Source organism: Bradyrhizobium retamae, from assembly GCF_001440415.1.
Classification (GTDB): Bacteria; Pseudomonadota; Alphaproteobacteria; order Rhizobiales; family Xanthobacteraceae; genus Bradyrhizobium; species Bradyrhizobium retamae.
Genome location: NZ_LLYA01000001.1, coordinates 97,228 through 111,245, shown reverse-complemented (window position 1 = coordinate 111,245; position 14,018 = coordinate 97,228). Strand labels below are relative to the sequence as shown.

Annotated in this window: 13 protein-coding genes; 2 read left to right on the top strand and 11 right to left on the bottom strand. The window is 63.9% G+C overall.

Annotation, left to right across the window (positions count from 1 at the left end; all coding sequences use genetic code 11):
• The first annotated feature begins 4 nt into the window (after positions 1-4).
• Positions 5-1,642, top strand: coding sequence for an ABC transporter ATP-binding protein (locus CQ13_RS00525; RefSeq protein WP_057841075.1), 1,638 nt, complete (start codon positions 5-7; stop codon positions 1,640-1,642).
• Between the two features lie 146 nt (positions 1,643-1,788).
• On the opposite strand, the gene CQ13_RS00520 is transcribed toward CQ13_RS00525, so the two are convergent.
• Together CQ13_RS00520 and CQ13_RS00515 are read right to left on the bottom strand one after the other, a co-directional pair.
• Positions 1,789-2,631, bottom strand: a complete 843-nt coding sequence (locus CQ13_RS00520; protein ID WP_057841074.1) for a C40 family peptidase — start codon at positions 2,629-2,631, stop codon at positions 1,789-1,791.
• On the bottom strand, positions 2,624-4,006 hold the full coding sequence (locus tag CQ13_RS00515; RefSeq protein ID WP_057841073.1) for a leucyl aminopeptidase family protein: 1,383 nt from the start codon (positions 4,004-4,006) through the stop codon (positions 2,624-2,626). The genes CQ13_RS00520 and CQ13_RS00515 overlap by 8 nt, the downstream gene beginning before the upstream one ends.
• Positions 4,007-4,135: 129 nt before the next feature.
• Here CQ13_RS00515 and CQ13_RS00510 point away from each other — a divergent pair, with 129 nt between their 5' ends.
• Positions 4,136-4,972: a tetratricopeptide repeat protein gene (locus tag CQ13_RS00510; RefSeq protein ID WP_057841072.1), complete on the top strand. Its 837-nt coding sequence runs from the start codon at positions 4,136-4,138 to the stop codon at positions 4,970-4,972.
• Between the two features lie 195 nt (positions 4,973-5,167).
• Here CQ13_RS00510 and CQ13_RS00505 read toward each other — a convergent pair whose 3' ends face one another.
• From CQ13_RS00505 to CQ13_RS40090, 9 genes are all read right to left on the bottom strand, one after another.
• Positions 5,168-6,142, bottom strand: a complete 975-nt coding sequence (locus tag CQ13_RS00505; RefSeq protein WP_057841071.1) for a type II secretion system F family protein — start codon at positions 6,140-6,142, stop codon at positions 5,168-5,170.
• 10 nt (positions 6,143-6,152) lie between these two features.
• A complete protein-coding gene (locus CQ13_RS00500) occupies positions 6,153-7,130 on the bottom strand; it encodes a type II secretion system F family protein (RefSeq protein ID WP_057841397.1) in 978 nt (325 codons plus the stop codon).
• A gap of 7 nt (positions 7,131-7,137) precedes the next feature.
• Positions 7,138-8,607, bottom strand: coding sequence for a TadA family conjugal transfer-associated ATPase (locus CQ13_RS00495; protein ID WP_057841070.1), 1,470 nt, complete (start codon positions 8,605-8,607; stop codon positions 7,138-7,140).
• A gap of 22 nt (positions 8,608-8,629) precedes the next feature.
• Positions 8,630-9,898: a CpaE/TadZ family protein gene (locus CQ13_RS00490; RefSeq protein ID WP_057841069.1), complete on the bottom strand. Its 1,269-nt coding sequence runs from the start codon at positions 9,896-9,898 to the stop codon at positions 8,630-8,632.
• Positions 9,895-10,644: a CpaD family pilus assembly protein gene (locus tag CQ13_RS00485; protein ID WP_057841396.1), complete on the bottom strand. Its 750-nt coding sequence runs from the start codon at positions 10,642-10,644 to the stop codon at positions 9,895-9,897. The genes CQ13_RS00490 and CQ13_RS00485 overlap by 4 nt, the downstream gene beginning before the upstream one ends.
• A 9-nt stretch (positions 10,645-10,653) precedes the next feature.
• Positions 10,654-12,117: a type II and III secretion system protein family protein gene (locus CQ13_RS00480; protein ID WP_057841395.1), complete on the bottom strand. Its 1,464-nt coding sequence runs from the start codon at positions 12,115-12,117 to the stop codon at positions 10,654-10,656.
• Positions 12,118-12,134: 17 nt separating this feature from the next.
• On the bottom strand, positions 12,135-12,920 hold the full coding sequence (gene cpaB, locus CQ13_RS00475; RefSeq protein WP_057841068.1) for a Flp pilus assembly protein CpaB: 786 nt from the start codon (positions 12,918-12,920) through the stop codon (positions 12,135-12,137).
• 127 nt (positions 12,921-13,047) lie between these two features.
• Positions 13,048-13,569 carry an A24 family peptidase gene (locus CQ13_RS00470; RefSeq protein ID WP_057841067.1) on the bottom strand — a complete coding sequence of 174 codons (522 nt, stop codon included), beginning with the start codon at positions 13,567-13,569 and terminating at the stop codon, positions 13,048-13,050.
• A gap of 202 nt (positions 13,570-13,771) precedes the next feature.
• The gene (locus tag CQ13_RS40090; protein ID WP_063800013.1) at positions 13,772-13,945 is read right to left on the bottom strand and encodes a Flp family type IVb pilin; all 174 of its coding nucleotides are present in this window, start codon (positions 13,943-13,945) and stop codon (positions 13,772-13,774) included.
• Between the last annotated feature and the right edge of the window lie 73 nt (positions 13,946-14,018).

The following is a 14,018-nucleotide window of genomic DNA, read 5'->3' as shown; positions in this document are numbered from 1 at the left end:
CATAATGGACGCCGTCAACCAACCCTTGCTCGATGTGCGCGATCTCTCGGTGGCGTTTCACCAGCCGAGCGGCGCCACGATTGCGGTCGACCGCGTCTCGTTTTCCATCAAGCGCGGCGAGTGCGTGGCGCTGGTCGGCGAGTCCGGTTCCGGAAAATCGGTCAGCGCGCTGTCGGTCCTAAGACTGCTGCCGTATCCGACCGCGTCGCATCCCTCCGGCACGATCCATTTCAAAGGCCGCGAGCTGCTCAATGCCTCGGAAAACGAGATGCGCGAGATCCGCGGCAACGACATCTCGATCATCTTCCAGGAGCCGATGACCTCGCTCAATCCGCTGCACACGATCGAGGCGCAGATCGGCGAGATTCTCTCCCTGCACAACGGCATCGGCGGGCAGATGGCGCGGGCGCGCACGCTCGAGCTCTTGACGCAGGTCGGCATTCCCGATCCCGAAACCAGGTTGAAGAGCTATCCCCATCAATTGTCCGGCGGCCAGCGCCAGCGCGTCATGATCGCGATGGCGCTCGCCAACGAGCCGGATCTTCTGATCGCGGACGAGCCGACTACCGCGCTCGATGTCACGGTGCAGGCCCAGATCCTGGCGCTGCTCGCGGAGATCAGGTCCCGGCTCGGTATGAGCATGCTGTTCATCACCCATGACCTCGGCATCGTTCGCCGCATCGCCGACGTGGTCTGCGTGATGAACTCGGGCAAGATCGTCGAGCAGGGCCCGGTCGAACGGGTCTTCACCGCGCCGAAACATGCCTATACCAGCGCGCTGCTCGCGGCCGAGCCCAAGCCCGACCCGGCGCCGCCGCGGCCCAACGAGCCGGTGGTGATGTCGGCCGACAATCTCAAGGTCTGGTTTCCGATCAAGCGTGGGTTGCTGCGCTCGACCGTCGGCCACATCAAGGCGGTGGATGGCGTCAGCGTCGCGGTCCGCAAGGGCGAGACCCTCGGCGTCGTCGGCGAATCCGGCTCGGGCAAGACTACGCTGGGTCTCGCGCTGCTCCGGCTGATTTCCTCCGACGGCCCAATCGTGTTCCTCGGCAACAACATCCAGGGCCTGCGCTTCAAGGCCATGCTGCCGCACCGTCGCGACATGCAGATCGTGTTTCAGGATCCATTCGGCGCGCTCAGCCCGCGAATGTCGGTCGGCGATATCGTTGCCGAAGGCCTGAGCGTGCATCAGAAGTCGCTGTCGCGTGAAGAGCGCGAGGCGCGCGTCGTCAAGGCGCTCACAGACGTCGGTCTCGATCCGGCGACGCGATTCCGCTATCCGCATGAATTTTCCGGCGGCCAGCGCCAGCGCATCTCGATTGCGCGCGCGGTGGTGCTGGAGCCGAATTTTGTCGTGCTGGACGAGCCGACCAGCGCGCTCGACATGCTGTTCCAGGCGCAGATGGTCGACCTCTTGCGCGAGCTGCAGCGCAAGCGCGATCTGACCTACATGTTCATCTCGCATGATCTGCGCGTCGTGGCCTCGCTGGCCAGCCATCTGATCGTGATGCGTCACGGCAAGGTGGTGGAGGAGGGGCCGGCCGCGGAGCTGTTCAAAAATCCGAAGAGCGACTACACCCGCGCCCTGTTCGCTGCCGCGTTCCGGATCGAGGCGGTTTCGGGCGACGCGGCTGCGACGTGACCGTCATGAGTAACAGCCGTCAAAGATAACGATCGTCATGCCCCGCGAAGGCGGGGTATCCAGTACGCCGCAGCCCCTCATTCACTCACAAATGTCCCGGACTACTGGATCATCCGCTTTCGCGGGTGATGACAGCGGGCTTGTGATTAGAGTCGCTTGATCGCCGTCACCTCGCTGCTGACGGCCTTGATCCGTGCAATAGCCTCCTGCGTGTTCTCCACCACTGTCGCCATGTGGTTCGCGTTGGCATGCACGATGCTGTCGGCATCCCGCACAATCGCGACGTGTCCCTTCCAGAAGATCAGATCGCCGCGCTGCAGCTTCGTCATCTCGGCGGGACTCAATGCCCGGCCGAGGCCTCCCTCTTGCATGTCGCTGTCGCGCGGGCAGCCGGTGCCGGCGGCGGCCAGCGAAACCTGGACGAGGCCGGAACAATCGATACCGAGCGAGCTCTTGCCGCCCCAAAGATAGGGCGTGCCGATGAAGCGTTCGGCAACCGCGACGAAGTCTTGTTCCACCGCGTCGAGGCTGCGGAGATGATGGCGCGGCAGATACCAGCCGTCGCTTGTAATGGCGAACGCGCTGTCTTCGCGGATGACCGTCACCCTTGCTCCCGTCGTCAGCGTCTCGACCGGCGGCAGCTTGATCGAAGGGCCCGGAAACGCGAAGGTCCGCAGTGCCGTGACCTTGTGCGTTGGTGCGGCCGTAGGCTTTGCCAGCGCGGCATCTGGAATCCAGCCGACATAGCCGTCACTCGCGAGTTGGCCCCACGCAAACCCTTCGTCATTGCGGTCGTAGATCGTGACGCGTTCGCCCTTCAGCGCCTGCGTCAGCATCATGGCGCCCGCGGCAGGTCGCTCCCACAGCGGCGCGATCGCCTCACACACGCAAAATTCCTCGCCGGACACATAGCGCTCGGCCTTCACCTTGCCTTCGAGATATTTCGCGGCGATTTCGGGCCGTGCCGGCGTCAGGCGCGGATCATGCATAGCGTTCGCTCAACACTTTGTAGATCGCGCGTGCGGCCTGGCATTCGCCGCCTTCGGGACGCGCGGGTTTTGCGGAAGGCGTCCAGCCGTAGATATCGACATGCAGCCAACTCTTGGCATCGGTGACAAAGCGCTGCAGGAACAGCGCGCAGGTGATCGAGCCGGCAAAGCCGCCCGACGGCGCGTTGTTGATGTCGGCGACCTTCGAATCCAGCCACGAATCATAGGGTGGCCACAGCGGCATTCGCCACAACGGATCGTTCTCCCGCTTTGCATGTTCTGCGATGCCTTCGGCCAGCGTCTCATCATGGGTGTAAAAGGGCGGTAAATCCGGTCCCAGCGCCACCCGCGCAGCGCCGGTCAGTGTGCCCAAGTCAATCAACAGATCCGGCTTGTCTTCGTCCGCCAGGGCGAGCGCATCCGCCAGCACCAACCGTCCCTCGGCGTCGGTATTGCCGATCTCCACCGTCGGCCCCTTGCGCGACTTGAAGATGTCGAGCGGACGGAAGGCGTTTCCGGCGACCGCGTTCTCGACCGCGGGGATCAGGACGCGTAGGCGGACCTTCAGCTTCGCGTCCATCACCATCTGCGCCAGCGCCAGCACGTTGGCGGCGCCGCCCATGTCTTTTTTCATGATCAGCATGCCGCTGGACGGCTTTATGTCGAGCCCGCCGGTGTCGAAGCAGACGCCCTTACCGACCAGCGTCACTTTGGGGTGGGCGGGATCGCCCCAGCTCAGGTCGATCAGGCGCGGGGCACGCGCCGAGGCCATGCCGACCGCGTGGATCAGCGGAAAGTTCTGCTTCACGAGGTCGTCGCCGATGATGCAGTCGAAGCTGGCGCCGAAACGCGCCGCCAATGCCTTCGCGGCGTCCGCCAGTTGCTCCGGCCCCATGTCGTTCGACGGCGTGTTGATCAGGTCGCGCGCCAGCGCCGCCGCTTCCGCCATCCGCGCGATGTCGGCGATATCTACGCCATCGGGCGGCACCAGCCGGGCCTCGGGCCTTTCGGCTTTGCGGTAGCGGCCGAAGCGGTAGCTCCCCAGCGCAAAGGCGAGCGTCGCCAGGCGTAGATCGTGCGGCGCGTTGGCGAAGCGATAGACGCCCGGCGGCAACAGGCCAGGCAGCGCGCCGGGCCGGAACAGGTCGCGCGACTTGGCGGTTTCTTCATCAAGCCCGAACACGACCTGCGCGATCTTCCCGTCGGGCGCCGGCAGCGTCAGGCACTTGCCGGGCTTGGCGGTAAAATCATTGGCGAGCGCAAACTGCCGGGCCGGTTCGGGAAGGTCTTTGGCGATCGCGCTCCAGGTGATTTTGGTGGCGAACGTAATCGGAATGGCGGGGGCGATGGGCGCGGTCTCGAACGGCGATTGCATGCATGTCTCGCGGAGAATGGGGCGTGTCTGGCTGGCATAGCACGGCCAATTAACCGGCCGTTAGGGTTAACAGTCTATTGCTTCCTCGTTCGCCTCTATTTGTCCGCCATTCCCGTGAGTTGAAGTGCCATGCGTCGATCGTCCAGCCACGCCGGGTCTTTTGCTCGGTTCCTGACCTCAGCCGCGGTAACCGCGGTTTTGGCCGCGGGCCTTGGCGGCTGCAAGACCATGTCCGATATTACGGGATCGCTGGGTTCGTCCTCATCCAAGGCCGAAGCCGTTCCCGAAGATCCACGCCGCGCGGCCGAGGTCTATGGCGAGCGCTATCGCGCCAATCCCAAGGATGCCGAGGCGGCGTTGGGGTATGGCCAGGCACTCCGCGCCACTGGCCAGCGCACACAGGCCGCTGCCGTGCTCGAACAGGCCACGATCGCCCATCCCGGCAACAAGACGCTGCTCGCTGCTTACGGCCGCGCGCTCGCCGATAACGGCAATTCGCAGGCTGCTTTCGACGTGCTCAGCCGCGCCCATACGCCCGCCAATCCCGACTGGCGCATTCTGTCGGTGCAGGGCACCACGCTCGACAAGATGGGCAAGCACGAAGAGGCCCGCCGCTATTACGCGAGCGCGCTGAAGATCGTGCCGGAAGAGCCCTCGGTGCTGTCCAATCTCGGCCTCTCCTACATGCTGACGCGCGAGCTGCCGCAAGCCGAGGAAACGCTGCGGCGCGCCTATTCCAATCCGCGTGCCGACGCCAGGGTGCGGCAGAACCTCGCGCTCGTCGTCGGCCTGCAGGGCCGTTTCGCCGAAGCCGAGACCATCGCCAAGGGCGATCTGCCCGCCGACGAGGCGGCTGCCAACGTGGCTTACCTGCGGGAAATGCTGAGCCGCAAGGACAAGGACCATTTGCGTCCCCCCGGCAACAAGGCGACCGTCCCGGTCGCCGCCCTCAACCGGCCGGACTGAGCATCGCTGCCGATACGGGTGACTTGTCCGCCGGAGCTCAACGCGCGAGGCCTGATCTGACGTTCCGAAGCTAATCGTCATCGAGCAGGGCGTCGGCGCACGCCTCGTCTGCTTTCGGCTTGCGAAGAGTTCGCCGGGCGGCCGGCCGCACGACCGACGACGGTCGAATGGCGCGGCTCCCGCGGCGCCGCGGCCTTACTGTATCGCCTGAAGCTTGATGTAGGTCGGTCCGAGAATGACGATGAACAGACAGGGCAGGAAGAACAGGATCATCGGCACGGTCAGTTTCGGCGGCAGCGCCGCCGCCTTCTTCTCGGCCTCGGTCATGCGCATGTCGCGGTTTTCCTGCGCCATCACGCGCAGGCTCTGGCCAAGCGGGGTGCCGTAGCGTTCCGACTGCATCAGCGCGAGGCAGACCGATTTCACGCCCTCCAGGCCGGTGCGCTTGGCGAGGTTCTCGTAGGCCACCTTGCGGTCCTGCAGGTAGGACAATTCCGCCGTGGTCAGCGCGAATTCCTCCGATAGCGCGATCGATTGCGACGTGATCTCGGTAGAAACCTTGCGGAAGGCGACTTCGACCGACATGCCGGACTCGATGCAGATCAGCAGGAGGTCGAGCGCATCGGGAAAGGCACGCTTGATGGAGAGCTGTCGCTTGGTGATGGCGTTCTTCAGGAACAGCATCGGCGCCTGCAGCCCGAGATAGGCGGCGCCGATGCAGATGCCGAGCTTGATCGTCAACGACTTGTCCAAGTTGGTGATCACGAACACGTAGAGGGCCGCGCTGAGAAACAGCACGATCGGCGTCACCGCGCGGGCAAACAGGAAGGTGACGTAGGGCGCGTGGCCGCGGTAGCCGGCCATGATCAGCTTGTCTCGCGCGGCTTCCTGCGCCAGCCATTTGGTCAGGTTCAGGTCTTCCACGACCTTGGAAACGATTTGCTTCGGAGTCTGGCGCAGCGATACCTTCTCCGATTTGTTGAGGCGCTCGCGCTCGCGCTGGCGGAGCCGTTCGCGCTCGCTGGCCACCGCCTTCATGCGCTTGGCAAGGCCTTCGCCGGCGAACAGCGGCATGATCAGCGTATAAGCGGTCGCACTCGCGGCGATGGCCGCAAGCAGCATGGTCATGAACCGCGCGTCGTGCATCTTGGCGATCAGAAACTCAATCATAGGCGCACCGTCAGAAGTCAAAGTTGATCATTTTCTTCATCACCAGGACGCCCATCGTCATCCAGGCTGCGCAGCATAGCAGCATGAACTGGCCGAGATGGGTGGTCCAAAGCAGCGCGATATAGTCGGGCGTCGAGATCCACACCAGGACCATCACGGCCGGCGGCAACGAGCCGATGATGCCAGCGGAGGCCTTGGCTTCCATCGACATCGCCTGAATCTTCTCCGCCATCTTCTTGCGATCGCGCAGAACCTTGGAGAGGTTGCCGAGCGCTTCCGACAGGTTACCGCCGGACTTCTGCTGGATCGCAATCACGATGCCGAAGAAGTTCGCCTCCGGCAACGGCATCCGCTCATACAGCCGCGCGCAGGCGTCGCCGAGCGGCATGCCGATGGTCTGGGTTTCGATGATGGCGTTGAACTCGCTCTTGAGCGGCTCCGGCGAGTCGGCTGCGACCACCTTGATCGATTCGAACAGCGGCAGACCGGCCTTGATGCCGCGCACGATGACGTCGACGGCGTCGGGAAGCGCTTTCAGAAACGCCTTCTCGCGGCGCTTCTTGAGGTAGCTCAAGAGCCAGCGTGGCAGGCCGAGGCCGGTGCCGAATGCCATCACGGCGGCGCCCAACAGCGAGCCGCCGACGATGAATGCGACCACGAAGCCCACCGCCGCGAGGATGCCGGAAACGATCCAGAATTTCTGAGGCGTCCAGGATCCCAAGCCGGCCTGGGCGAGGCGGGTCGAAAGCGGAACGGACTTCTCCTTCTTGCGCCGGGCGTCGAGCTCCTTGAGCGATCCCTCGACCTGCTCGCGGCGCGAGCGCTGGCTTTTCTCGGCCTGCCGCGCCGGCGCATCGGAACGGGCGATCGAGGCGCGGCGCGATTCGGCCTTCTTCTCGCCCGACAGCGCCGGATAGATGAACACCCATGCCAGGCCGCCGATGGTGGTGGCGGCAAGAAACGCCAGTGCGAGCGCTTGCATGCTCATCGCTTCCTCATGTCTGGTCGACGACTTCGGCGGCATCGAGCGCCGCCGCAAGCCGCTTCTCTTCGTTGTAATATCGCGCGCGATCCCAGAACTTCGGACGGCCGATGCCGGTCGAGCGGTGACGCCCGATGATCTTGCCGTTCGCGTCTTCGCCGAGCAATTCGTAGACGAACAGGTCCTGGGTGATGATGGTGTCGCCTTCCATGCCCATCACCTCGGTGATATGGGTGATGCGGCGCGAGCCGTCGCGAAGGCGCGCGGCCTGCACGATGACGTCGATCGAAGCGCAGATCATCTCGCGGATGGTGCGCGAGGGCAGCGAGAAGCCGCCCATCGTGATCATCGATTCGCAGCGTGACATGGCTTCGCGCGGGTTGTTGGCGTGCAGCGTTCCCATCGAGCCGTCGTGGCCGGTGTTCATCGCCTGCAGGAGGTCGAACGCCTCGGGTCCGCGGACTTCGCCGACGATGATGCGTTCGGGACGCATACGCAGGCAATTGCGGACCAGCTCGCGCATCGTGATCTGGCCTTCGCCCTCGATGTTGGGCGGACGGGTTTCCAGCCGCACCACGTGAGGCTGCTGCAGTTGAAGCTCGGCGGCGTCTTCGCAGGTGATGACGCGCTCGTCATGCTCGATGAACTGCGTCAGGCAGTTCAGCAGCGTGGTCTTGCCGGAGCCGGTACCGCCCGAGATCAGCACGTTGCAGCGGACACGGCCGATGATTTGCAGGATCGTCGCGCCTTCCGGTGATATCGCGCCGAACTTGACCAGTTGGTCGAGCGTCAGCTTGTCCTTCTTGAATTTACGAATGGTGAGGGCAGGCCCGTCGATCGCCAGCGGCGGAACGATGGCATTGACGCGGGAGCCGTCGGCGAGGCGGGCGTCGCAGATCGGCGAGGATTCGTCGACGCGCCGGCCGACCTGGCTGACGATGCGCTGGCAGATGTTGAGGAGCTGCTGATTGTCGCGGAAGCGGATGCCGGTCTTCTGGATCTTGCCGGCGACTTCGATGAACACCGTACCGGCGCCGTTGACCATGATGTCGGCGATGTCGTCGCGCGACAATAGTGGCTCGAGCGGGCCGTAGCCGAGCACGTCGTTGCAGATGTCGTCGAGCAGCTCTTCCTGCTCGGCGATCGACATCACGATGTTTTTGATCGCGATGATCTCGTTGACGATGTCGCGGATTTCCTCGCGCGCGGACTCGCCGTCGAGCTTGGCGAGTTGGGCAAGATCGATCGCCTCGATCAGCGCGCCGAAGATTGTCGCCTTGACCTGGTAGTAGTTGTCGGAGCGCCGCGCCGCCTCCGTGGTGGCCGCGGGCTGCTGCTTTGCGGGGGCGAGTGGCGGCGAGGCCACCGCCGGCGCCGCGATCTCGCGCGGCGCGGCTGCGGCGCTGGAGACCGGCTCCGGCGCCTGAATGGCGGGCTTGAGTACCCGCGTATCACTATCATTTCCGCTACGCTTACCGAACACGATGGCACTCCACGCGGGCTGTTTACTTCTTGGCCCGCAACTTCTCGATCAAAGGCGACAGCAACGAACTCTTCTTCTTGGTCTCGCCGCGGCCGGTGAGCCGCTGCGCAATCTGCAGGAACATCTCGGTGGTGCGATGAGTTGCGGAGATCTCCGCAATCATCTGGCCGTTGTTGGCAGCCGCGCCGAAGATTTGCGGCTCGAACGGGATCGTGGCGATCGGGTGGTTTTCGATTGCCTTGGCGAACTCGGCGGCGGGGATCTCCGGCCGCTTCGGGATGCCGACCTGATTGAGGCAGTAGAGCGGCGCACGATCGTTCGGCCGCGATGCCTTCAGGAGGTCGAAGATATTCTTGGTGTTGCGCAGGTTGGCGAGATCAGGCGCGGCGACGATCAGGATGTCGTCGGCCGCGATCAAGGCGCGCTTGGTCCATCCCGACCATTGATGTGGAACGTCGAGCACGATGCAGGGCATCGTGGTGCGAAGCGTATCGAAGATCGAATCGAAGGCTTCCGCGCCGAAATCGTAGACCCGGTCGAGCGTTGCCGGCGCTGCCAGCAGGCTGAGATGGTCCGTGCATTTCGACAGCAGGCGGTCGAGGAACGCGGTATCGACCCGGTCGGGAGAGAATACCGCATCCGCGATACCCTGCGGCGGGTCTTGATTGTAGTCGAGGCCGGCGGTGCCGAAAGCGAGGTCGAGATCGGCGACCACGGAGTCGAGCGACAGGTCGCGCGCGATCGCCCAGGCGACGTTGTGGGCGACGGTGGACGCACCGACGCCGCCCTTGGCTCCGACGACGGCGATGATGCGGCCGACGGCCTTGGCTTCCGGCGAGGAGAACAGGTTGCAGACCGAGCGCACGACGTCGATGGCGCCGACCGGCGCGATGACGTAATCGCTGACGCCGCGGCGGACCAGTTCGCGATAGAGCATCACGTCGTTGATGCGCCCGATCACGATCACGCGTGTTCCGGCGTCGCAGACGGTGGCGAGCTGGTCGAGCCCGAGGAGAATGTCGTTGCGGCCCTCGGTCTCCAGGATGATGACGTTCGGGGTCGGGGCCGAGCGGTAAGCCTCGATAGCCGCGGCCATGCCGCCCATCTGGATCTTGAGATGAGCCTTGCCGAGCCGGCGATCTTCGCCCGCCGACTGCACGGCGGCCGCGGTTTCCACCGTCTCGCAGAACGCCTGCACTGACACCCGTGGCGCCGGTGCGATGTGGTCCTCGGTCGACGGCGCCGTGATGTCCGGCTGCGGTTCTGTATTCTGGCGCGAGTAAGTGATCATTTGCCGGTATCGCTGAGTTTGGCCCTGTCGCTCTCGGGATAGGTGGTCGCGGTGGTCGTGCCCTTGCGATATTTCTCGAAGGCAACGCTACGGCGAGGCGTATAGGCTGGGGTTTCGGAACGCGGCTGCACGAGATCAGACGGATTGTCGACCATCGCCGCCAGGTTACGCTGGTTGGAGCAGCCGAAATTGTAGTACTGTTTGTTGTCGAAATAGCCCTTGTTGTGGATCGACGGTCCGAGATCCTCTGGCCACAGCCCGCACGGCCCGGCCACGGCCGAGATCTTCGGATAGTTGAGGCGGATCGCGGCCATATGCCTGGGATCTTCCGGGTGGTACTGACGGACATTGATCGCGCGCGGAGGCACGCCCGCAGCTGCAAAGGTCGCCCGGATCTCGCGCAGTGAATCCTCGGCCGCCCGCGCGTTCGGCGTATTGACGGGCACGTCGACGCTGATGACGCCGGTGCCTTCGCGAAGCCAGTCCTGGGCCAGGCCCATGACGTCGGCACGCTGAGGGGCGGACAAGCCGCCGCGTCCGCGACCGACGAAAACCACGATCGAGCGGTCGGCTTCCTGGACCGCGATCGGATGGCGCTGGCGGTAATCGTCGGGCACGCCGGCCGTCGTCACGGGATCGACGACGGCATGCTTGCAGGCGCCGAGCGCGACGGAAACACCGATCAGCGCTGCGGTCAGGCGGAGCGCGCGCTTGCGATCGGCGAATTTTGTGCTCTGTGCTGTCATCATCCCGCCTCAGTCCGTAATAAAGCCGTAGGTGCCGCGATAATTCCGCGCCTTCTCGACGCGGCCCGGAACGCCGTAGATGCGATTGATGCTGCCGAGCAGGTCGGCCTGTGGGTCCGAGGCGCTGGCAAAGCCGTCATCGGGACGCGACAGGTCTTTCTGCGCAACCGCACGCACCACGTAGGGCGTGACGAGAACCATCAGTTCGCTCTGGCTGTTGACGAAGTCGCGGCTGCGAAACAGCGTGCCGAGAACCGGCAGTTGCGCCAGACCCGGCAGACCGTTGATCGCCTGCTTGGTCTGTTCCTGGATCAGGCCGGCCATCGCCATCGCGCCGCCGGACGGAATTTCCAATGTCGTCTCGGCGCGGCGGGTCTTGATCGAGGGGATCGTCGTTCCACCGGCACCGCCGGTTAGAGCGTTTTCGGTCGAGACCTCCGACACTTCGGTCATCACCCGAAGGCTGATCCGTCCCTCCGTCAGCACGACCGGCGTAAAGTTGAGGGAGATGCCGAATTTCTTGAAGCTGACTGTCTGGACGCATTGTCCGATGCCACCGCCCGTTGTGGGTTGGCAGGTCACGCCGGTCGGAATTGGAAATTCGCCGCCGGAGATAAAGGTTGCGGACTCGCCGGAAATAGCCGTGAGGTTGGGCTCGGCAAGGGTCCGCACCACGCCGGCGCTTTCCATCGCGCGCAGCGTCGCCTGCACGGATGGCGTCGAGCCGAAACTCCCGGTTAGGGCGTTGCCGGGGACGAGCGGCGCACTGTTTGCGGAGAACGGATTGTTGTTGTTGAAGGTAACAACGGATGTGCCGTAGGTCATGCTGGCACTGAGATCGATGCCGAGCTGCTTGATGATCGAGCGCTGGACTTCTGCGAGCGTGACTTTCAACATCACCTGGTCGCGGCCGCGGACGACAATCGAATTGACAATCTTTTCGGTGCCGCCCACGAGGCGGGCGGCGATATCGGCGGCCTGTTGCGCCTCGATCGGGCTTGCCGCGGTGCCGCTCAATATGACGCCGTCACCGACACCATCGATCAGGATCTCCGAATTCGGCATCGACTGTTTCAGCGCGGCGCGCACGCCGTTGAGGTCGCGCTTGACCGCGATGTCATAGGCCGCAATCTGTGCACCGGTGGAATCGAAGAAAACGATATTGGTCTGGCCGACCGCGGCGCCGATGATATAGGCGCGCTGGGTCGAACGCACCACGGCGTTGGCGATCTTCGGATCGGCAACCAGCACGTCCTTGATCTCGCGCGGCAGGTCGATCACGATGGATTTGCCGATCCCGAGCGAAACGAAACGCGCGTTCATCTGCCCGTCGGAGGGCATCGGCGCGACGCGATAGTCACTCGCCAATACCTGCGTCAGCGCCGGATTGAGCGTGAGAGCAGCCATGGCCGAAAACGACAGGGCGCGGACGATGAACGTTCGCATCATCGGCTGAATTTCCCTGCACTTCATATCGTGCGTCCTTTCGGTCACTTCTGCATCGTCTGCTGGCTGGCAACGCCGTAGCGAATGACGTTGAGGCTTTCGCCGCGCTTGTTGAGTTGTTGATCGTCCGGGGCTGCGTTGATGTCAGCGATGCTGCGCAGCGCCAGCGTCAGAGTGCCGTTCTGGCGCGATCGCGCCAGCGTCTCGGCCTGGTCGGGCTTCAGTTCGAGGGTGACGGTCCTGCCGACCAGCGCGCTGGTGCCTTCTTTCTCCTTCGGTGCTTGGTCGATAGCCAGAACGCGAACATTGCTGAGGATGATCTCCGAATTGGATATATCCGGGCCGCTGCCGTCCGGGTTCTTCGCGCGCTTGGTAAGAATCACGTCGACGCGGTCGTTCGGCAGGATGAAGCCGCCGGCGCCGGTTTCCGGCGAAATTTCGGTGGAAATGGCCCGGAAGCCGGCGGGCAGGATCGCCGCCATGAAGCCGGAGCCGTCGGCCCTCACCAACTTCTGCTCGCGAATCGGCTCACCCGCGATGAACGGCGCGCGCGCGATCGAGCCGGTGATCTCCTTGACGGCGTCGGTCCTGCTGGCGCGGCTGATGAAGTTGCTGGCAGTCGAGGCCGGCCAGGTCTGCCATTGCAGATCGTCCGGCTTGACCGACTGGCCGAGGCCAATATCCGATTTGGCGACGAGAATATCGACGGTCTGCATCTGCGCGACCGGCTGGACCGGCGCTGGTGTGTCGCCGGACCCGCTGGCGAGATATGCAGCAATGCCGCCGGCGCCGATGGCGATAGCCAGGACCACAATGCGTGCGGTATTCATTACGCTTCACTTTCCACATTACGCCGCGACGCTTCCGCCGCCGTGATGGGAGTTGACCAGCTATTCGTCAAAGCATGGTTAATGAGGCGTGTGTAAATTGCCTTAACGGAAAGTTAGCGGTGATGGATCAGCGCATGGCGAGGTGAAGGTCGATCGCCTTGATCCATGCGGTCTCCGGATAGACGATCAGCGCGCCGAAGGCGAGCGCGATGCCGTAGGGGATTCCGCTCTGGTTGTCGTGCAGCCGGTTCAGCCAGGCCTGTCCCGAAAGCGGATAGGGCAGCGGCCACTGCCGGAATTGCAGCAGCAACAGCGTCAGTGCCCCGCCGAACAGCGAGGCGTGGACCAGAAAATTCAGAAGCTGGTCGAAGCCGAACCAGAGCGCCACGCTGGCCGCGATCTTGGCGTCGCCGCCGCCGACCCACCCCCTCGCGAAGCAGGCAAAGGCCACCACCAGAACGGCGGCGCCGGCGGCGAAATGCATGAGCATGTCGTGCAGGCCCATGCCGCCCAGCACTGCAAGCGTCACAAAGCCGGCGATCAGTGCCAGCGACACCCGGTTCGAAATCGTCATGGTTAAGAGGTCGCTCGCGGCTACGAACGCCATCAGGGCCGGAAACAGCAGGAGGCGGGCGGTATCGAGAATCATAAGTTTTCACACACGCTGCGGTTAACCCGGGGGTCCAGGCTCTGGCCGAGCCTAGCCACGAGAAATGAACAATCGGGAAACGAGGGAATGTAGCGGCTCGCGCCACATCTGGCGGCGGCTTGCTAATCCAGCGCGCGCCTTGCCAAAACGAATAAAGGCCCCGGCTTGCCGGGGCCTTTTGACGCTTGCTCGCAACCGTCGCTTAAGGAGTAGTTTTCAGGTCGGTCGAGATCTTACCGAAGGACGTGCTCAGCTTGCCGCCGATGCCGTTGACGGCGGTGATGATCGCGACCGAGATGCCTGCGGCGATCAGACCGTATTCGATGGCGGTGGCGCCGGACTCATCCTTCACGAAACGCGAAACGAGATTCTTCATAGATGATAGCTCCTGTGTAGACACGTGGCTGGTCGGACTTCAGTTTGGTCTCGCCGGCGTTCTCAGCACCGTG